The organism is Parafrankia elaeagni (genome assembly GCF_000374165.1).
Taxonomy (GTDB): Bacteria; Actinomycetota; Actinomycetes; order Frankiales; family Frankiaceae; genus Parafrankia; species Parafrankia elaeagni.
The window spans coordinates 1-19,823 of the sequence record NZ_KB893723.1 but is presented as its reverse complement, the minus strand read 5'-3'; the positions used below and the strand labels follow the sequence as shown (position 1 = coordinate 19,823).

Genomic DNA, 19,823 nt, shown 5'->3' with positions numbered 1-19,823 from the left:
GTTGTCACTCCGAAGATGATTGTTGCCGTTTACCGAGACCAATGTTTCCTGGATCGACATCCGCGACGCCCTTGTCCGGGGCATCGGCGTCTCCGGCGTTCCGGGGCCAGGCCTCGGCGCCCAGGCGGTCCGCCAGGCCCCGGAGGTCCCTGTCCAGGACGACGAAGGCGAGATCCGCGCGCCGCGGCACGCCGAAACGCTCGTCGCCGTAGGGAAAGGGCTCGCACCGCTCGGTGCGCCGGTAGCCGCGCCGCTCGTACCAGGCGATCAGCTCGGCGCGCAGCGAGATCACGAACATCTCCATCCGCGCGGAGGACCACTCGAGGCACGCGAACCGCTCGGCGGCGGCGAGCAGTGCGTCACCGATGCCGCGGCCCTGCAGCTCCGGCCGGACGGCGAACATGCCGAAGTAGGAGATGCCGTCGGCACGCTGCTGGAGCTGGCAGCAGCCGACGACCATGCCACCGGGGTCGCCGGCGTCCGGGGCGGGGGCGGGGGCGGGGGCGACTGCCACGAGAAAGCGGATGTCGGGCCGGCCGAGCTCCGCCGTGACCATGGCGAGGTCCGTCCGCTGGCCGCCGAGCAGGTCGGCCTCGGTCGTCCAGCCGGCCCGGCTGCGCTCGCCCCGGTAGGCGGACTCGATGAGGTCGACGATCGTCGCCGCGTCGCCCACACCGGCGGCGCGCACGGTGAGCCCGGCGCGCACGGTGTGTCCCGAATGGTCGCGGTGTCCCGGATGGTCACGCTGGCATCCCGGCGGCGGGCCGCTCATCGGGCGGCGGCACCGAGCAGCTCGGCCGACAGCCGCGGCAGGACGGCGCTGAGCTGCGCGTCGAGCGTGAAGGCCGCGCGGGCGTCCCCCCTGGTGGGGCCCTGGTTGACGATCCCGACCGGGATGCCCAGCTCCGCGGCGCGCAGCACGAAGCGGTAGCCGGACATGACGGCCAGCGAGGAGCCGAGCACGAGCAGGGCGCGCGCGGAGTTCAGCAGCGTGACGGCGCTCGCGAGCCGCTCGGGCGGGACGGTAGCGCCGAAGAACACGACGTCGGGCTCCAGGTCACCCTCGCAGCCCGGGCAGCCGACCATGACGAAGTCCGCGATCTCCCGGGCGGCGAGGGTGACGTCGCCGTCCGGGTTGACCTCGGCCCCCAGCGGGCCGGCGGCGGCGAACCTGCTGCCGAAACCCGGGTTCGCCGCGCGCAGCCGCCGGTCGAGGTCGGCCCGGGTACCCATCACGCCACAGGAGCGACAGCGGACCCGGGCGAGGTTCCCGTGCAGGTCGATCACCCGCCGCGAGCCGGCGGCGCTGTGCAGGCCGTCGACGTTCTGGGTGACGACGCCGTCCAGCAGGCCCGCCGCCTCCAGCTCCGCCAGTGCCCGGTGCCCGGGGTTCGGGCGCGCGCGGGCGACGTGATGCCAGCCGACGTGGCTGCGGGCCCAGTAGCGGCGGCGGGACTCCGCGTCCCGGGTGAACTGCTGGTAGGTCATCGGGGTGTGCCGGCGCAGCGAGCCGTTCGGGCCCCGGTAGTCCGGGATGCCGGAGCCGGTCGAGATCCCGGCGCCGGTGAGCACGGCGACGCCGCCACCGGCGACAAGATCGCGCAAGGACGCGAAGGCCATGGCCCGAGCGTAGAACGCGACGGCGGCCCGGTTCGGCGGATGGGACGTCGCTCCCGCCACTGCGGGCCCGGGCCCGGGCCGTCCCGGACCCGCGACCCAGATCGTCGAGTGGTGAGGCTCATATCGCAGACGTACCGTTAGGTCGTGAACACGCACTGCAAGGGCCCTGCGGACGTAACCAGCCCGAGCGCCCCACCGTGTCATCCCGCCGGCGAAACGAACCACTGCGTGACCTGCTCCGACGGAGTGATCGAGATGGAGGTCGTCCGCCTGGAGGAAGGCGGGCTGGCCTTGGCGCGGGCCTCGACGGGCGTGGCGGAGATCAGCATCGCGCTGGTGGCGGCGCAGGCGGGCGACACCGTGCTGGTGCATGCCGGGGAGGCGATCGCCGTCGCGTGAAGGACCAGTGATCGGTCGACGACGGTCGACGACGGAAGGGGTGGGGGAACCGTGTCCACAGTCGAGGATCCGATCCACATTCTCTGGATCAACGCCGGTCTGAGCTGCGACGGGGATTCGGTCGCGCTCACCGCGGCGACACAGCCCAGCATCGAGGACATCGTGCTCGGCACCCTGCCCGGCCTGCCCAAGGTCAGCGTGCACTGGCCGCTCATCGATTTCGAGTCCGGCCCCGAGCAGGGCGCGGACACGTTCATCGAATGGTTCCGCCGGGCCGAGCGCGGCGAGCTGGAGCCGTTCGTGCTCGTGGTCGAGGGATCCATCCCGAACGAGGATCTCATCACCGGCGAGGGCTACTGGAGCGGGTTCGGGAACGATCCGCAGACCCGCCAGCCGATACCGACCAGCACCTGGCTGGACCGCCTCGCCCCCCGAGCGCTCGCCGTGCTCGCCGCCGGCACCTGCGCGACCTACGGCGGCATCCACGCGATGGCCGGGAATCCGACCGGGGCGATGGGCGTGCCCGACTATCTCGGCTGGGACTGGAAATCGAAGGCCGAGATCCCGATCGTGTGCGTTCCGGGGTGCCCCGTGCAGCCGGACAACCTGTCGGAGACCATCACCTACCTGCTCTACCAGGCGAGCGGCCAGGCGCCCATGATTCCGCTGGACGACCAGCTGCGGCCGCGCTGGCTGTTCGGCGCGACCGTGCACCAGGGCTGCGACCGGGCCGGCTACTACGAGGAAGGCCAGTTCACCACCGAGTACGGAACACCCGAATGCCTGGTGAAGATCGGCTGCTGGGGACCGGTGGTGAAATGCAACGTTCCCAAGCGCGGCTGGATCAACGGGGTCGGCGGCTGCCCGAACGTCGGCGGCATCTGCATCGCCTGCACGATGCCCGGCTTCCCGGACCGGTTCATGCCGTTCATGGACGAACCGCCGGGCGCGCACGTCTCGACCCTGGCCAGTGGTGTGTACGGGGCGGTCATCCGCCGGCTCCGCGCGATCACCGCGCACAAGGCGGACATCGAGCCGCGCTGGCGGCACCGGGACGTCCACGCGCACCGGGACAGCGCAGACCAGCGGGAGAAGGTGCTGACATGACGACCACCTCGGCGCACAGGGAAACCGACGCCCGGGGCTCGAACCTGCTGGAGATGTCGTGGGACCCGATCACCCGCATCGTCGGCAGCCTCGGTGTCTACACGAAGATCGACTGGCCCGCCCGCCGGGTCGTCGAATGCCACAGCACGTCGTCGATCTTCCGCGGTTACAGCATCTTCATGAAGGGCAAGGACCCGCGCGACGCGCACTTCATCACCAGCCGCATCTGCGGGATCTGCGGTGACAACCACGCGACCTGTTCCGTCTACGCGCAGAACATGGCCTACGGCGTGAAGCCGCCGCATCTCGGCGAATGGATTCTCAATCTCGGCGAGGCGGCCGAGTACATGTTCGACCACAACATCTACCAGGAGAACCTGGTGGGGGTCGACTACTGCGAGAAGATGGTCGCCGAGACGAATCCCGAGGTTCTCGAGCAGGCCCGGAACACCGAGTCACCACACGCCGGCGACCACGGGTACCGCACCATCGCCGACATCATGCACGCGCTCAACCCCATCGAGGGCGAGTTCTACCGCGAGGCCCTGGCGATGAGCCGGCTGACCCGGGAGATGTTCTGCCTGATGGAGGGGCGCCACGTCCATCCGTCCACGCTCTACCCGGGCGGGGTGGGCACGGTGGCGTCGGTGCAGCTGTTCACCGACTACCTCAGCCGGCTGATGCGCTACGTCGAGTTCCTCAAGCGTGTCGTGCCGATGCACGACGACCTGTTCGACTTCTTCTACCAGGCACTCCCAGGCTACGAGGAGGTCGGGCGTCGTCGGGTCCTGCTCGGCTGCTGGGGCTCGTTCAACGACCCGGCGCACTGCGACTTCAGCTACCGGAACATGGCCGACTGGGGCCGGCGCATGTTCGTCACCCCGGGTGTGATCGTCGACGGCGAGCTCGTCACCAACGACCTGGTCGACATCAATCTCGGGATCCGCATCCTGCTGGGCAGTTCGTACTACGAGGACTGGGACGACCAGCCGATGTTCGTCACCACCGACCCGCTGGGCAACCCGGTGGACCGACACCACCCCTGGAACCAGCACACCATCCCCCGTCCGGGCCGGCGCGACTTCGACGACAGGTACTCCTGGGTCATGTCGCCGCGCTGGTTCGACGGCACCGACCACCTCCCGCTCGACACCGGGGGTGGCCCGATCGCGCGGCTGTGGAGCACCGCGCTGTCCGGGCTGGTCGACATCGGCTACGTCCGCGCGACCGGGCACAGTGTCAGAATCACGCTGCCGAAGACGGCGACGGTCGGCGAGCGCAGCTACGAGTGGGCGATCCCGCGCTGGAGCAACGCACTGGAACGCAACCGGGCCCGCAGCTACTTCCAGGCCTACGCCGCCGCCTGCGCCCTGTACTTCGCCGAGCAGGCACTGGCCGAGGTGCGGGCCGGGAACAGCCGCACCTGGGAACCGTTCGACGTCCCGCGGGACGCCGTGAGCTGCGGTTTCACCGAAGCCGTGCGCGGAGTGCTGTCGCACCACATGGTCATCCGCGATGGTCGGATCGCGAACTACCACCCCTACCCGCCGACCCCGTGGAACGCCAGCGTGCGCGACGTGTACGGAACACCCGGCCCGTACGAGGACGCGGTGCAGAACACGCCGATCTTCGAGAACAACCCGCCGGAGTCGTTCAAGGGCATCGACATCATGCGCACCGTCCGCAGCTTCGACCCCTGCCTGCCCTGCGGCGTCCACATGCACACGGGCACCGGGCGGACCCTCCAGGTCGTGCACACCCCGCACGCCTTCACCCCCGCGGGATGACCCGCGATGACAGCCACCGCCTCAGCACCCACCGCACCCATCACACCCGCGGCCGCCGCACCGGCCGCCGCGGATCCGCGGGTCGCCGCGGCCCGGGTGGACGACCTCCTGACCCGGCTGGACCAACTCGGTGAGAGCCGGACCCGGGTACTCGCCGAGGAGATCGTCCGGGCCCTGATGGAGTTCTACGGCTCGGGCCTGGCCCGGCTCGCCCAGCTCACGGGTGACGACACCGTCCGGTTGTGGGGTGCGGACCCCCAGCTGGGGGCCCTACTGGCCATGCACGGCCTGCACCCCGTCGGGACCAGCCAGCGCGTGGAACAGGCGTTCGCGCAGGTCCGGGAACAGCTGGGCAGCCAGACCCCCACCTTCGAGATCACCGGACCGGAGGAGGCCCGGGTGGTCGTGGTACGCCCGGCCGTTCCCCCGGCCAGCCTCGCCGTCGCCGCCGCCGTCGAGGACGCCGTCGCCGTCCTCGCCCCCGAGGTGACCGTCACCATCGAAGGCGGCCGTGCGGGGGCGGACGACCTGGCCGCGGGGCGGACCCTGCTGCCCGTCGTCGGAGTAAGCGGGTGACTGCCACGCTGCACCGCTTCCTCGCCCGCGACCCCGCGGCCGGCCGCGCTCCCCGGTGCGAGTTCTGCGGCGAGTCGATGCCGGGCGGGACGTCGGACGGGTCGGCGGGTGGGCAGCCGGGTGGGCACGGGCACGTCGCGGATCTCGGCGCGCGTTCCATCCTGTGCGCCTGCGCCGGGTGCCGACTGCTGTTCACCGCTGCCGGCTCAGGCGGCGGACGGTACCGGGCGATCCCCGCCCGGTACCGGTACGCGCCTCGGTTCCCGGCCGCCTCCGAGCTGCTCGCGGCCGCGGCGATACCAGTGGGCCTCGCGTTCTTCGTCATCCACGACGGGCAGATCAGCGCGTTCTACCCGAGCCCCGCCGGGGCGACGCACTGCGAGCTGCCGTCCGACCTGACTCCCGCCACCGCCCCGGCCGGTACCGCCGGCTGGCTGCCGGAGCCCGATGTCGAGGCGCTGCTCGTCCACGTCACCCGCGACGGCCAGAGCGGCTACCTGCTGCCGATCGATGCCTGTTACCGGCTCGTCGGCGAGCTGCGGTTGCACTGGCGCGGCTTCGACGGCGGAACCGAGGCCCGCGCGCGGCTCGCCGCGTTCCTCGCCGACGCCCGCCGCCAGGCGGGCTCGGGCCCCGGCTCGGGCCCCGGCTCGGCCTCGGGCACGGGCCCCGGCACGGGCACGGGCACGGGCACGGGCACGGGGGCCGAATGATGGCCGATCTGACCTTCAGCTGTGTCGATGTCACCCCGCTGCGGCACGCGGCTGCCCCGGCACTGCTGTTCCGCCTGCGCGTCGAGGAGAACAGCGGCGAGCGGCTGCACGCGCTGGCGCTGCGCTGCCAGATCCGCATCGAGACCGCCCGCCGCCGCTACGACGACGCGGAGGCACAGGCCCTGACCGGGCTGTTCGGTGCCGGCCCGCCGCACCCGATCCAGTTCGCGACGGTCTCCGCGATGGTCCCGGGCTTCACCGGCGCCGCGGACGTCGATCTCACGGTGCCCTGCACCTACGACCTCGAGGTCGCCTCCGGGAACTACTTCAGCTCGCTGCGCGACGGGGTGATCCCGCTGGACCTCCTGTTCAGCGGAACCGTGTTCGGCCTTGGCCCGCACGGGCTACGCGTCGAGCAGGTGCCCTGGCACCTGGAGGCCCGTTACCGGCTGCCGGTGACGACCTGGCGCGAGCTGATCGACCTGTACTTCCCCGGCACCGCCTGGCTGCGCCTGGACCGGAGCACCGTCGACGCCCTGGCCCGCTACCGGCGCGACCGCGCGATCCCCACCGCGGACGCCGCGATCACCTCGCTGCTCGCCGGAGGCGCACCTTGACTCGCCGGAGGCCACCATGATCAGAGTCGACAGGGCCGGAGCGGACCCCCTCGCCTTCCTGGACGAGGCCGCGCGGGTGGTGTCCGACACCGTCCTCTACGAGGGCTACCTTCTCTACCCGTACCGGGCCGACGCGCTGAAGAACCAGCATCACTGGCAGTTCGGCGTCCTGATGCCGCCGGCCGCCGCCGCCCCGGGCAGCGGAGAGCACAGCAGCGCGCACACCGAGTTCCTCCTCGACGGGCCGGCGGACGCCCGGCTCGAGGTCGGCGTCCGCTGGCTGTGGGAAGAGGGCGACGCCACGCCCGGCTCGGCGGCGCCGGCCAGCGCCGCTCGCCGCGGCGAGGCCGCGGTGGGCTTCGCGGCACAGGTCGACGATCTGCTCGCCGCCCCCACCCGACGGAAGCTGGCCGCCGATGGCCCGAACGGGCGGCGGGGCGAGGTTCTCCTCGACGCCCAGCGGCTGCCTGGCCCCTTCGGGGGGTTCCGGGTCCGCGCCACGATCCGCAACACCTCTGCCCTGGAGCCCGCCTCAGTCATGGAACCCCCGGCCGACACCCGCCTTCCCGGGACGGACGAGCGGGACGCCGCACTGGCCACCGCGTTCCTCGGCGTTCAGCTGGCCGCCCGGACCAACGGGGGCAGCTTCCTCTCCCTGGCCGACCCACCCGAATGGGCGGCGGACGCGGCACGGGCCTGCGTCAACGAGCGGCTGTGGCCCGCCCTGCTGGGCCAGGCCGGACCTGCCGACACCACGGTCCTCGCCGACACGGTGCTCGCCGCGCCGATCATCCTGCCGGACCATCCCCGCATCGCCGCCGAGAGCCCGGCGCCGTTCTGCGACGCGACGGAGATCGACGAGATGCTGGCCCTGCGGACGTCCACCCTCACCGACGCCGAGCGCCAGGGTGTACGGGCGACGGACCCGCGGGCGGCGGACCTGCTCGACGCCGTCGCCGAACTCGCGCCGGCCATGGTCGAGAAACTGCACGGCCGGACCACGGTCACCCCGCCGGGCGTGGCAGGCACCCCGGGCCCGGCGCCGCCCGCGCATCTGGCCCCGGGCGGCGAGGTACGGATCCGCCCACGCCCGGGTGGGGTCATGCGCACGGACGCGCAGGACATGTTCGTCGACGGCGCGGCGGCCACCGTCGCCGCCGTCCTGCACGACGTGGACGGGCGGACCCATGTGGCGGTCACCCTCGACGACGACCCCGGCGCGGATCTGCGCCGCGAGTTCGGCCGCTTCCTGTACTTCACGCCCGACGAACTGGAGGCCCGATGACCACGCCGGGAACGGACCCGAACCGGGCGGCCACCGGACCCGGACCGGCCGCCCGCACGCTGGTCGCCGGGGTCGGCAACCTCCTGCTCGGCGACGACGGGTTCGGCGTCGAGGTGGTGCGGCGCCTGCTGCGCGGCGGGGTGCCGGCCGGGGTCACCGCCGCCGACTACGGGATCAGCGGCCTGCAGCTCGCCTTCGACCTGTGTTCCGGGTACGGGACGGTGGTGCTCGTCGACGCGCTCGGCCAGGGGCGCCCGCCGGGCACCGTCTCGCTGCTCGACCTGGGCGGCGCGCGGACGCCGGTCTCTCTCGACGCCCACGGGATGCGGCCGGACGCCGTTCTCGACCTGGTCGCGACGCTCGGCGGCGACCTCGACCGGGTACTGCTGGTCGGCTGCGAGCCGGCGCGGGTGGACCACCGGATCGGGCTCTCCGCACCGGTGGCCGCCGCGGTCGCGCCGGCGCTGGCCCTGATCCGCTCGGTCATCGGCACCGGTAGCCCGGACGGGCCACCCGTGACCAGCACGGACCCACTCTGCCCGGTCCCACTGCCCCTCGATCTCTCGCTCATCGAACCACCGGTGATCGAACTGTCCACAAGGGAGTGATCATGTCTCACTGGGTGCTGCTCACCGCCGCGGCGGCAGGCCTCGGCGCAGTCGCTGTCACGGTGGCCCCGGATGTGCGGCGCTACCTCGAGTTCAGCCGGCTGTGATCCGGATGTGTCTTGGCATCCCCGGCGAGGTCGTGGCGATCCGACCGGACAATCCGGATATCGCGACGGTTGACGTCAGCGGGGTCCGGCGTGCGATCAACATCGGTCTGCTGGACGCCTGCCCGCCCCGTCCGGGGGACTGGGTCCTGATCCATGTGGGCTTCGCGCTGTCGCTGATCGACGAGGCGGAGGCGCAGGCCGCGATGGAGTTCCTCACCGGCATCGGTCGGGCCTACGACGACGAGCTGGCGGCCCTGCGCGCCTCGTCCATCGACTGACCGGGCTCGTCCGTCGGCCGGCGGGCGGGGCTGACAAGACGGGCGGGGCTGACAGGAGAGGTGGAGCTGATGCGTTTCGTCGACGAGTACCGGGACGCCGGCACGGCGCGGGCGCTGTCCGCCCGCATCGCCGGACTCTGCGAACCCGGGCGTGACTACGCCTTCATGGAGGTGTGCGGCGGGCACACCCACACGATCTACAAACACGGGCTGGAGGACCACCTCCCGCCGGCCGTCTCCCTGGTGCACGGGCCGGGCTGCCCCGTCTGCGTCATTCCGATGGGCCGGGTCGACGACGCCATGCACATCGCCCGTCAGGACGGGGTCATCATGACCTCGTTCGGGGACATGATGCGCGTCCCGGGCAGCCACGGCTCGTTCTTCGACGCGAACGCCGAGGGCACCGACATCCGGATGGTCTACTCCCCCCTCGACTCGCTGAAGATCGCGCGGGCCAACCCCGACCGGAGGGTGGTCTTCATGGCCATCGGGTTCGAGACCACCACACCGTCGACGGCGATGACGGTCCGCCGCGCGGCGCAGGAGGGGCTGCGGAACTTCTCGATCTTCTGCAACCACATCACGATCGTCCCGGCGCTGCGGGCGATCCTCGACTCCCCCGACGTGCGCCTCGACGGCTTCGTCGGCCCGGGCCACGTCTCGACGGTCATCGGCTGCCGGCCCTACGACTTCATCCCGCGTGACTACGGCCGGCCGCTGGTGGTCTCCGGCTTCGAGCCGCTGGACATCCTGCAGTCCATCCACCACCTGCTGCGCCAGCTGCGTGACGGGCGCTGCGAGGTCGAGAACCAGTACACCCGGGTCGTCGCCGCCGAGGGCAACCCGGTCGCGCTGGCCGCGATCGACGAGGTGCTCGAACCACGCGCCGACTTCGAGTGGCGCGGCCTGGGCCGCATCCCGTGGTCGGCCATGCAGGTGCGGGAGCGCTATGCCGCCTTCGACGCGGAGCGGATCTTCACGCCGCCGGGAGCCCGGGTGGAGGATCCGAAGGCCTGCCAGTGCGGGGAGGTACTCACCGGCGTCATCAAGCCGTGGGAGTGCAAGGTCTTCGGCACCGGGTGCACGCCGGAGACCCCGATCGGGGCATGCATGGTCTCCCCCGAAGGGGCCTGCGCGGCCTTCTACAACTTCGGGCGCCTCCGGCACCGCACGCTGGGCGCCGAGAGCGGCGACACGGGCGACGCGGGCAACGCGGGCAACGCGGGCAACGCGAAGGCTCCGAAGGCGGTGAGCGCGGTATGACGGCAGCAGCGCAGAGAGGCGGGGCGGGCGGTACCGGCGGCGCAGGTGGTGCCGGCGGGAGAGGTGGTGCCGGCGGGCGGAGCGGCGCCGGAGTCCTCGACCGGGTCGAGGCGGCGAGGCGGCGGCGGCCGAAGCTGCGCGACACCCACATCACGTCGGCCCACGGCGCCGGCGGCAAGGCCACGGCGACGCTGATCGACGCGGTGTTCCTCGAGGCGCTACGCAACCCGCTGCTGGAGCCGCTGGAGGACGCCGCGGTGTTCACCGCCGGCAGCGAGCGCCTCGCCCTGACCACGGACTCCTTCGTCGTGACGCCGCTGTTCTTCCCCGGCGGCAGCATCGGCGACCTGGCGGTGAACGGCACGGTCAACGACCTGGCGGTCGCCGGCGCCCGGCCGCTGCACCTGGCCTGCGCGGTCATCCTGGAGGAGGGGCTGGACGTCGGGGAGCTACGGCGCATCGTCGGCGACCTGGCCGGGGCGGCGGCCCGCGCGGGAGTCTCGGTCGTCACCGGGGACACCAAGGTCGTCCAGCGCGGCCGGGCCGACGGGTGCTACATCACCACCACCGGCGTGGGCCTGGTCGACCCCGACCTGCGGCTCGGCGCCTCCATGGCCCGGCCGGGGGATGTCGTCCTGGTCACCGGGCCGATCGGCGACCACGGCATCACCGTGCTGCTGGCTCGCGGCGAACTGGACATCAGCGCCGACCTCCGGTCGGACACCGCCCCGCTGACCGGGCTCGCCGCCCGGCTGCTCACGGCGACAGGCCCACATTCGGACCACGGCAGGCACGACGGGCACCGTGAGCACGACGGGCACGGCGGGCACGGCGGGCTGCGCGCGATGCGGGACGCGACCCGCGGCGGGGTGGCGACGATCCTCAACGAGGTGGCGCGGGCGTCCGGTGTCGGGGTCGTGGTCGACGAGGACGCGGTGCCGGTGCGCACCGAGGTCCGCGGCGCCTGTGAGCTGCTCGGCCTCGACCCGCTGTACGTGGCCTGCGAGGGCCGGATGGTCGCGGTCGTCGCCCCCGAGGCGGCCGACGCGGCGCTCGCGGCGCTGCGCGCGGATCCGCTCGGCGCGGGCGCGGCGGTGATCGGCCGGGTCGTCGACGAACCACCGGGAACCGTGCTGCTGAACACGACCTTCGGCGGCACCCGGATCGTCGACCTGCTCGTCGGCGACCCGCTGCCCCGGATCTGCTGAGCGGCGGCGGGCAGGTGCACGAGCTCTCGGTCACCGTCGGTCTCGTCGAGATGATCACCGAACGGGTGCCGTCGGACCTGCGGGTCACCCGGGTGGCCGTCGAGATCGGCCGGCTCTCCGGGGTGATGACCGACCCCGTGCGGTTCTGCTTCGACCTGGTCGCCGCCGGCACGCCGGTCGAGGGCGCATGCCTGGACGTCACCGAGCCGCCCGGGCACGGTCGGTGCCGCCGGTGCGGCGGCGACGTCGCGCTGCCGGACCTGCTCACGCCGTGCCCCTGCGGCAGCCATGAGATCGATCTGACGGGCGGCGACCAGGTCCGGATCACCGCAGTCGAGGTGGAGCCGGCCCGCGAGGCGGGCTGAGACGGTCGGCAGGCCGAGGCGTTGGCCAGCCAGGGGCGGGAAGGTGTCCCATGTGTGGCACGTGTGGTTGTGACAGCCGGCAGGGCGACCGGAACGGCCGGGGCGGCCGGAGCTGGGCGGCGCCCGGGGCTCGGGACATCCGGCAGGCGGACGGGGCGCCCTCCGCAGCGGGCGCGCAGGCCCGCACGATGCGCCTCGAGCTGGACGTCCTGGCCCGCAACGACGAGGCGGCCCGGGCCAACCGGGCGTGGCTGGCGGCCCGGCGGGTCTGCGCCGTCAACCTGATGAGCTCCCCCGGCGCGGGGAAGACGACCCTGCTGGAACACACGATCCCGGCCCTCGCCGGGTCCGTCACCTGCGCCGTGGTCGAAGGCGACCAGGAGACACCGCTCGACGCGCAGCGCATCCGCGCGACCGGAGCGCCCGCGTACCAGGTGAACACGGGGACCGGCTGTCATCTTGAGGCCGAGACGGTCGGTCGGGCACTGCGCGCGCTCGACCCGCCGGCCGGCGTCGACCTGCCGGGCGTGCCGGGCGGCGGTTCGGTGGTGCTCATCGAGAACGTGGGGAACCTGGTGTGCCCCGGGCTGTTCGACCTCGGAGAGTCGGCCCGCGTGGTGCTGGCCTCGGTCACCGAGGGCGAGGACAAGCCCTGCAAGTACCCGCACATGTTCCGGGCGGCGGATCTCATCCTGCTCACCAAGGTCGATCTGCTGCCCTATCTGACGTTTGACGGTGACTCGTTCGGCGGCGCGGTTCGTCAGGTCAATCCGTCCGCACCGGTGCTGCCGGTGTCGGCGACCGACGGCACCGGGCTGGCCGACTGGCTCGCCTGGCTGCGGTCACTGGCCGCCCGGGCACTGGCGACGACGGCCTGACCCAGGCTGATCCCACCGTCGTTGCACGGCACCCGTGCGTGGGTCAGCACGGTGAATCCTTCGCGGGCCAAGCCGTCCGCGACGTCGCCGAGCAGCCGCAGGTTCCCGAAAACGCCCCCGGACAGCGCCACCGTGCCCGCGCCCGGCGCGGCGATCCGCTCCCGCAGCGCCACGCAGGTGTCGACGGTGAGCCGGGCGAGGGTGCGGTGGAACCGGGCCGCGATGACCGGCGCCTCGACACCGTCCCGCAGGTCCTCCACGACACCGGCGATCAGGTCGGCGCCGCGGAGCCGCAGGGCCTCCCCGCCGGCGGCTCCGGCTCCCCCGGCCGGACAGGTGCCTACGGGATAGGTGCCGTGGTTGCCCGGAGCCGCGATCTGTTCCAGCTCGATCGCGGCCTGGCCCTCGTAGCGGATCGTGTCGCGGACGCCGACCAGCGCCGCCGCGGCGTCGAACAGCCTGCCGACGCTGCTGGTCAGCGGCACCACCGACCGGGCGTGGGCGAGCTTCACGACGGCGTCCCACTGCGCCGCGTTGCGGTGGGCGACCGCCAGCGTCTCCGGGGCGTCGGCTCCGCAGGCCAGCAGGTACGCGGCGGCCATCCGCCACGGCGCGCGGACGGCCGCCGCCCCGCCGGGCAGCGGCACGGGTTCGACGTGCGCGACCCGGGCGAAGCCGGCCAGGTCGGCCCACAGGAACTCGCCTCCCCACAGGGTGCCGTCGGTCCCGAAGCCCAGGCCGTCGAAGGCCACACCGAGCACCGGCCCGGACTGCCCGTTGTCGGCCAGGCAGGAGGCGATGTGCGCATGGTGGTGCTGCACGCCGACCACGGGCAGATCCTGGTCGAGCGCCCACTTGGTGGAGAGGTACTCCGGGTGCAGGTCGTGGGCGACCAACTCCGGCTGGACGTCGAACAGCCGCCGCAGGTGCTCGATCGCGCCGGTGAAGGCTCGCTGCGTCTCGTGGTTCTCCAGGTCACCGAGGTGCCCGGAAAGGTAGGCGCGCCGGCCTGCCGCCAGGCAGACGGTGTTCTTCAGCTCGGCGCCGCAGGCGAGCACGGGCCGCCGGATCTCCATCGCCCGCGGCAGCGTCACCGGCTCCGGGGCGTAGCCGCGGGACCGGCGCACCAGGGTCTCCCGCCCCCGCACCGACCGGGCGACGGAGTCGTCCAGCCGGGTGTGGATCGCGCGGTCGTGGAGCAGGAACCCGTCCGCCACCCGGCGCAGGGCGCGCAGCGCCTCGTCGTCCCGGAACACGATCGGCTCGTCGGAGATGTTGCCGCTGGTGAGCACGATCGGGCCGGGCAGCCGGGCGAGCAGCAGATGGTGCAGCGGCGTGTACGGCAGCATCACCCCGATCGTCGCGACGCCGGGTGCGACCGACGGCGCGATACGCGGCGGGCCGGTGGAGCCGGTGGAGTCGGTGGAGTCGGTGGAGCCGGTGCGGAGGCTGCCGCCGACGCTGTCGCGGACGGTGTCACGGTGGCCGAGGAGGACGATGGGGCGGCGGTGCCCGGTGAGCATCGCGCGGGCGGCCGGGTCGAGGAAGCACATCCGCTCGACGTCGGGCAGTCCACGCGCCATGACGGCGAAGGGCTTGCCCTCCCGGTGCTTGCGCCGCCGCAGGGTGCTGACGGCGTGTTCGTCGCCGGCGAGCACGGCCAGGTGGTAGCCGCCGAGGCCCTTGACCGCGAGGACGCCGCCGGCGCGCAGCAGCCCGACCGCCTGGTCGAGGGCGTGGGCGGACCGCGCCACCGGATCACCGGCGAGAACCGCGGCGCCGGGCGGCCGTAGCCCGGCGCCCGCACGCAGGCCGGGGCCGAGCCGGAACTCGGAGGTGAGCCAGTACCCCGGCCCCGGCCGGAACTCCAGGGTGGGGCCGCAGGCCGGGCAGCACACCGGCTGCGCGTGGAAGCGGCGGTCGGCCGGGTCGTGGTACTCCGCGCTGCACCGCCCGCACATCCGGAACGGGGCCATCGTCGTCGCCGCCCGGTCATAGGGGACGTCCAGGATGATCGTGAAGCGCGGTCCGCAGTTCGTGCAGTTGATGAACGGGTACCGGTAGCGGCGGTCCGCCGGGTCGGCCAGCTCGGCCAGGCAGTCGTCGCAGGTGGCGCTGTCCGCACAGACCTGGGTCCGCGGCCCGCCCGCGCCGGGCGCCGCCGTGCTCTCCACGATCCGGAAACCCGGCGCACCCGCCGGCGGCGCGGCCTCCTGGTACGCGCCGCCGCCGCTCTCGGCGCCACCCCCGGTGCCGGCGGGCGGGAGGCGGATGACGTCGACGGACTCGATCTCCGCCAGCGGCGGTGCCTCGTCCCGCAGCGCGGTCAGGAACGTGGCGATGCCGCCACGATCGCCGTCCAGCTCGATGTGGACGCCCTCGCTGTCGTTACCGACCTCGCCGCCGAGCCCCAGCCGCGTCGCCAGACCATGGACGAAAGGGACGGAAACCGACGCCCTGCACGATGCCGGTCACCTCGACCCTGACATGCTCCTGAGCAGCCACCCGTCCAGTGTCGCCCAGCTCATCCGGGGTCGCTCAGCGGGCGGCCGAAGGACTCCCCGTAGACGAGGTCGGAGACGGGGCGGCGGCGCAGTCGCCGCGGGAAGTCCCGCTCGGGGTAGCCGACAGCCAGCAGCGCCGCGGTCGCGTACCCCGCCGGGATGTCGAGCAGCACCGACACCTTCGCCTCGTCCGCGACGAGCAGCGTCGTCAGCGCGGTGGCGACGCCGGCGCCGCGCAGCGCGAGGCAGAGGTTCTGCACGATCGGGTACACCGACGCCCCGCCGACGATGCTCAGCCGGTCCAGGTCGGTGTCGGTCGGGTGCAGCGCCGCGAGCTTCGCGCAGACCACCACGAGCACCGGGACGTCCGCCAGGGTGCGTACGAAGTGGTCCGTGTCGGGCGTCGCCGTGATTCCGCGCTCGTCCAGGTAGGGCTGCCAACGGGCCAGGTAGAGGTCCGCGAGCGCGCGTCGGTGCTCCGGGTCACGGACCACCACGAACCGTACTGGTTGGCGGTTCCCGCCCTGCGGGCCGAAACGTGCCGCGTCGAGCGCCTCCAGCAGGACGTCGTCGGGCACCGGGTCCGACCGGAACCGGCGGCAGGTGCCCGTGGTACGCATCGCGTGCAGCAGCTCCATGGGCCGATCCTGGTCGAAGGAGACGTCCACCTGCTGGAAGCTCTTGAACTGTTCCGCCTGCGCGTACGCGGTGTACACCCGCCGGTCCGAGTCGGTCAGGACGACGTCGTCGACGAACGGTGTCAGCAGCGCCCGCGGATAGAGCTTCCCCACCCGCACCGAGTTGATCTCCATGGCGAACACGATCACCGCCGCCAGCAGGTACAGCCAGGTGACCAGGCCGAGCACCAGGGCGAACAGGCCGTACACCTGGGTGCGGCCCTGCAGCTGGTACTGCAGCAGGTAGGTACCGACCGACTGGATGATCTGCCAGCCCACCGCCGCGAGCGCCGCCCCGGGCAGGTTCGCCCGGAACGAGACGTCCTTGACGGTCAGCAGGCGGAACGCCACCAGGATCAGGCCGGTGTTCCCGGCGATGCCGAGCACCACCGCCAGCACCTGCAGGCCGGCACCGAGCCCCGTGCCGAGGTCGCTCGCGCGGGTCGTGATCGCCGACAGCAGGGTCGTCAGAACCACACCGAGACCCAGCAGGCCGATCAGCCCGAAGCTGCGCACCCGCGCCAGGAACGGGTTCGGCCGGGAGCGCCGCGGCACCGCCCACACCGTGTCCAGCGCGTTCCCGAGCGCGCGGGCCACCCCCAGGCTGCCCCAGATGCTGCCGAGCACACCGATCGCGACCGCCGCCGCACTGCCCCGAAGCGCGCGGACGTCGCTGCGCAGCTGATCACCGATGATCGGGAACTGGCTGAGCGCCGAGCTGACGAGCTGCTCCTGCAGATCCGCGTGCCCGGCGAGCACGAAACCCAGACTGGTCACGAGCAGCAGCAACAACGGGAACAGGGAGAGGAACCCGTAGAACGCGATCAGCGCGGCGAGGTAGCCGCCCTGGTCCTCCGCGAACTTGTAGACCACCGCCAGCGGGAACGCGACACTCGGCCTGCTCTGCTGCGCACGATCGAGACGTACACCGAGGCCCATCCCCCGCCTCCTCGGTTCCGGCGCGCCGCTCGGGCAGCACCCCCGCAAAAGTATCCGGCCCGACAACCGCGATCGCAGGGAGGACCTGCACCGAGGTGTCCCACTCCGATGCGGGATCTACACCGAACGGCCGCCACGATCGCGAGGCGCAGTGCGTGGACGTCGGTGATGTTCGGCAGGGTGGCGGACGGGGCGGCGGTCGCGGTGGCGGTGGCGGTGGCGGTGGCGGCCGGGCGTGCTCACGAACGGATCGAGATCACCACGTTGCCGAGCTTCCGCCCGGACTCGACGTACCGGTAGGCGTCCACGATCTCCTCCAGCGGGTACTGCCGGTCCAGAAGCGGCTGGAACTTCCCGGCGGCGAGCAGGTCCCCCAGGTGCTCGACCATCTGCTGGTCGATCGAGGGGAACGGGAACATCACCCTCCTGCCGCGCGCCAGCGGGGTGAGCGCCGCCAGCAGCAGGTTCTGCCCGAACCGGCCGGGCTCGCCCGAGGCGTACACCCCGCCGGGCCGGAGCAGTCTCCGGCACCGGCGCCACGAGCTCGCGCCGACCGCGTCGAGCACGGCGTCGTAGCGGGCCTCGTCCCGGGCGCCGTCCCGGGTGAAGTCCCGGGTGAAGTCCCGGGTCGTGTGGTCGATGACCCGGTCGGCGCCCAGCCCCGGCATCCGGTCGACCCCATCGGGCCCGCACACCGCCGTGACCTGGGCACCCCGGCACTTCAGAAGCTGGACCGCCGCCGATCCGATGGCCCCGCTCGCCCCGATGACGAGGACCCGCTTCCCCTCCCAGACCGGGATCCTCCTGATGAACGACAGGGCGTAGTGCGCGCCCTCCGTGGCCGCCGCGGCCTGCTCGAAGGAGACCCCTGCCGGTATCCGCGCCAGCGGCCCGTCGGCCCGGACGGCCACGTACTCCGCGTGCGCACCGAAGGGGCCTTCGTTGTAGCCGAAGATCTCATCCCCGGGCTGGAAGGCGACGACCTCGGGGCCGACCGCCTCGACCACCCCGGCGAGCTCGTTCCCGAGGATCGTGGCCTTCGGCCTGGCCAGCCCGGATGACAACCGCAGGATGAACGGCCGGGCGGCCCGGTAGCCGCAGTCAGTCCGGTTCACCGTCGCCGCATGCACCCTGACCAGCAGCTCACCGACACCAGCCCGGGGTCTGTCGACCTCCCGGACCTCCACCACTTCCGGCGGGCCGTATCTGGTGTGCACCGCAGCCCACATCCGCAAGCATCTCCCATGGCCTCATCGCGCCTCGCGGACCTGGACAATCGACTGGACCAGGCCTTCTACGGCTGTCGCGTTCTCCTCCAGGACCGAGCGGCCCCACGCTGTCATACCTTGCACGAGGATTTCGGATGCTCCCGGTTACGGATGGGCGCTGTTTTCGTCGGGTTGTGGCCGGTGCGGACAGCAGCGTTCAGGGTGCGGATTTCGGCAGGAGCGCAACGGACTCGACGTTTTTGTCATACTTCGGCGGTTGCGATGGGGATTTCGGCGGGGCCGGCGGGGCCGGCGGTGGCGCGGAGCCGGGAACTCTTCGCTCCCGTCTGCGTCCAGATGGTCACGAGAGACGCCCGTGCACACGAAGGCACCACGGGGACCGTCACGCCGCGCATCCACCTCACCGGACACTCCACCGCGTGCCGGACACCGGCTGAGCGGCCTCGGGCATCCTCATAGGATGAACACATCCTGACAACCTCCCGAACAGCCAGGAGCGGTGCGTGCGAGAGATTGCCGTGTTCAGCGGAAGCGCCCATCGGCAGCTCGCCGACGAGGTGTGCAGGCACCTGGGTGTGCCGCTGTCACCGGTCCAGATCGACCGTTTCGCCAACGACTGCCTCGAGGTGCAGCTGCAGGCGAACTGCCGCGAGCGTGACATCTTCATCATCCAGCCGCTGGTACGCCCCGTCCAGGAGCACCTGGTCGAGCTCCTGCTCATGCTGGACGCCGCCAGGGGCGCCTCCGCCGCCCGGACGACCGTCGTCATCCCGCACTACTCCTACGCACGGTCGGACAAGAAGGACACACCGCGGATCTCCATCGGCGGGCGCCTCGTCGCCGACCTGATGGTCACCGCGGGAGCCAGCCGCATCCTCGCGATGACCCTGCACTCCCCGCAGGTGCACGGGTTCTTCAGCGTTCCCGTCGATCACCTGCACGCGCTGCGCGAGCTCGCCGACCACTTCCGCCAGTACGACCTGTCGAACACCACCGTCGTCTCCCCCGACCTCGGCAACGCCAAGGAGGCGGCGCGGTTCGCCCGGCGCCTCGGCGTTCCGGTCGCGGCCGGGGCCAAGCAGCGGTTCGCCGACGACCGGGTCGCCATCAGCGCGGTCATCGGCGACGTCGCCGGTCGCGACATCATCATTCTCGACGACGAGATCGCCAAGGGCAGCACCGTGCTCGAGCTGCTCGACCGGCTCCGCGACATCGGCGTCCGCTCGATCCGCGTCGCCTGCACCCACGGGCTGTTCGCGAACGGGGCCCTGAAGCGGATCGGCGACCAGCCCGACGTCCTCGAGATCGTCTGCACCAACACGGTGCCCGTCCCCGAGGCCGAGCAGACGTCCAAGCTGAAGGTTCTCTCCATCGCACCGGCGCTCGCCGAGGCCATGCGGCACATCCACAACGGCGAGTCGGTCAGCGCCCTCTTCGACTAGCCGGGTCTTCCGCACATGGGGATTCGATGCTTCGACCTGCCTGACTGGTGATCAAGGTGGTCGGGTCGGGTCGACGCCGAGGATGTCGAGGATGTCGAGGAGGTCGAGGAGGTGTTGGTGAAGGTGTGGTGGGCGGGGGATGTAGGCGGGCTGGCCGTCGCGCGCGGGCATGAGGCGCAGCGTGTTGAGCGCGCCGAGGACGAGTGCGCCGGTGGGGCGGG

20 protein-coding genes are annotated in these 19,823 nt (G+C 72.4%); 15 read left to right on the top strand and 5 right to left on the bottom strand.

Annotation, left to right across the window (positions count from 1 at the left end):
* Positions 1–4: 4 nt before the first annotated feature.
* Together B207_RS33965 and B207_RS0114630 are read right to left on the bottom strand one after the other, a co-directional pair.
* A complete protein-coding gene (locus B207_RS33965; RefSeq protein ID WP_018637293.1) occupies positions 5–706 on the bottom strand; it encodes a GNAT family N-acetyltransferase in 702 nt (233 codons plus the stop codon).
* 62 nt (positions 707–768) lie between these two features.
* Positions 769–1,620 (bottom strand): Sir2 family NAD-dependent protein deacetylase, encoded by an 852-nt coding sequence (locus B207_RS0114630; RefSeq protein ID WP_026311065.1) that lies wholly within the window; start codon positions 1,618–1,620, stop codon positions 769–771.
* Between the two features lie 228 nt (positions 1,621–1,848).
* On the opposite strand from B207_RS0114630, the gene B207_RS0114625 reads away from it, so the two are divergent.
* The 14 genes from B207_RS0114625 (at position 1,849) to hypB (ending at position 12,811) form a co-directional block, all read left to right on the top strand.
* Entirely contained in the window at positions 1,849–2,019 is a 171-nt protein-coding gene (locus B207_RS0114625) for a HypC/HybG/HupF family hydrogenase formation chaperone (protein WP_018637291.1), read from the top strand.
* Positions 2,020–2,070: 51 nt separating this feature from the next.
* Positions 2,071–3,126 (top strand): NADH-quinone oxidoreductase subunit B family protein, encoded by a 1,056-nt coding sequence (locus tag B207_RS0114620; RefSeq protein WP_018637290.1) that lies wholly within the window; start codon positions 2,071–2,073, stop codon positions 3,124–3,126.
* On the top strand, positions 3,123–4,913 hold the full coding sequence (locus B207_RS0114615) for a nickel-dependent hydrogenase large subunit (protein ID WP_018637289.1): 1,791 nt from the start codon (positions 3,123–3,125) through the stop codon (positions 4,911–4,913). Before B207_RS0114620 ends, B207_RS0114615 begins: the two co-directional genes overlap by 4 nt.
* Positions 4,914–4,919: 6 nt before the next feature.
* A complete protein-coding gene (locus B207_RS0114610; protein ID WP_018637288.1) occupies positions 4,920–5,489 on the top strand; it encodes a hypothetical protein in 570 nt (189 codons plus the stop codon).
* Positions 5,486–6,202 (top strand): DUF5947 family protein, encoded by a 717-nt coding sequence (locus tag B207_RS0114605; RefSeq protein ID WP_018637287.1) that lies wholly within the window; start codon positions 5,486–5,488, stop codon positions 6,200–6,202. The genes B207_RS0114610 and B207_RS0114605 overlap by 4 nt, the downstream gene beginning before the upstream one ends.
* Positions 6,202–6,819, top strand: a complete 618-nt coding sequence (locus B207_RS0114600) for a DUF6084 family protein (RefSeq protein ID WP_018637286.1) — start codon at positions 6,202–6,204, stop codon at positions 6,817–6,819. The genes B207_RS0114605 and B207_RS0114600 overlap by 1 nt, the downstream gene beginning before the upstream one ends.
* A 16-nt stretch (positions 6,820–6,835) precedes the next feature.
* Entirely contained in the window at positions 6,836–8,104 is a 1,269-nt protein-coding gene (locus B207_RS0114595; RefSeq protein ID WP_018637285.1) for a hypothetical protein, read from the top strand.
* Positions 8,101–8,712, top strand: a complete 612-nt coding sequence (locus B207_RS33960; RefSeq protein WP_018637284.1) for a hydrogenase maturation protease — start codon at positions 8,101–8,103, stop codon at positions 8,710–8,712. Before B207_RS0114595 ends, B207_RS33960 begins: the two co-directional genes overlap by 4 nt.
* 2 nt (positions 8,713–8,714) lie before the next feature.
* Positions 8,715–8,819, top strand: a complete 105-nt coding sequence (locus B207_RS42860) for a DUF6893 family small protein (RefSeq protein WP_407671419.1) — start codon at positions 8,715–8,717, stop codon at positions 8,817–8,819.
* Between the two features lie 5 nt (positions 8,820–8,824).
* Positions 8,825–9,097, top strand: coding sequence for a HypC/HybG/HupF family hydrogenase formation chaperone (locus tag B207_RS0114580; protein WP_026311063.1), 273 nt, complete (start codon positions 8,825–8,827; stop codon positions 9,095–9,097).
* Positions 9,098–9,166: 69 nt separating this feature from the next.
* On the top strand, positions 9,167–10,360 hold the full coding sequence (hypD, locus tag B207_RS0114575; protein WP_035740738.1) for a hydrogenase formation protein HypD: 1,194 nt from the start codon (positions 9,167–9,169) through the stop codon (positions 10,358–10,360).
* On the top strand, positions 10,357–11,568 hold the full coding sequence (locus tag B207_RS33955; protein WP_018637280.1) for a HypE family hydrogenase expression/formation protein: 1,212 nt from the start codon (positions 10,357–10,359) through the stop codon (positions 11,566–11,568). The genes hypD and B207_RS33955 overlap by 4 nt, the downstream gene beginning before the upstream one ends.
* Before the next feature lie 14 nt (positions 11,569–11,582).
* Positions 11,583–11,933: a hydrogenase maturation nickel metallochaperone HypA/HybF gene (locus B207_RS0114565; protein ID WP_018637279.1), complete on the top strand. Its 351-nt coding sequence runs from the start codon at positions 11,583–11,585 to the stop codon at positions 11,931–11,933.
* A gap of 50 nt (positions 11,934–11,983) precedes the next feature.
* Entirely contained in the window at positions 11,984–12,811 is an 828-nt protein-coding gene (gene hypB / locus B207_RS38345; RefSeq protein ID WP_084692149.1) for a hydrogenase nickel incorporation protein HypB, read from the top strand.
* Here the strand turns inward: hypB and B207_RS33950 are convergent.
* From B207_RS33950 to B207_RS0114550, 3 genes are all read right to left on the bottom strand, one after another.
* Complete coding sequence (locus B207_RS33950; RefSeq protein WP_063820923.1) at positions 12,694–15,225, bottom strand: carbamoyltransferase HypF; 2,532 nt, start codon at positions 15,223–15,225, stop codon at positions 12,694–12,696. The two genes, hypB and B207_RS33950, sit on opposite strands and share 118 nt — an antisense overlap.
* 110 nt (positions 15,226–15,335) lie before the next feature.
* Complete coding sequence (locus B207_RS0114555; protein WP_018637277.1) at positions 15,336–16,931, bottom strand: YhjD/YihY/BrkB family envelope integrity protein; 1,596 nt, start codon at positions 16,929–16,931, stop codon at positions 15,336–15,338.
* Positions 16,932–17,170: 239 nt separating this feature from the next.
* Positions 17,171–18,160: an NAD(P)-dependent alcohol dehydrogenase gene (locus B207_RS0114550; protein ID WP_026311062.1), complete on the bottom strand. Its 990-nt coding sequence runs from the start codon at positions 18,158–18,160 to the stop codon at positions 17,171–17,173.
* A gap of 503 nt (positions 18,161–18,663) precedes the next feature.
* Between B207_RS0114550 and B207_RS0114545 the strand changes: the two genes are divergently transcribed.
* Positions 18,664–19,602: a ribose-phosphate diphosphokinase gene (locus tag B207_RS0114545; protein ID WP_026311061.1), complete on the top strand. Its 939-nt coding sequence runs from the start codon at positions 18,664–18,666 to the stop codon at positions 19,600–19,602.
* The last annotated feature ends 221 nt before the right edge of the window (positions 19,603–19,823 follow it).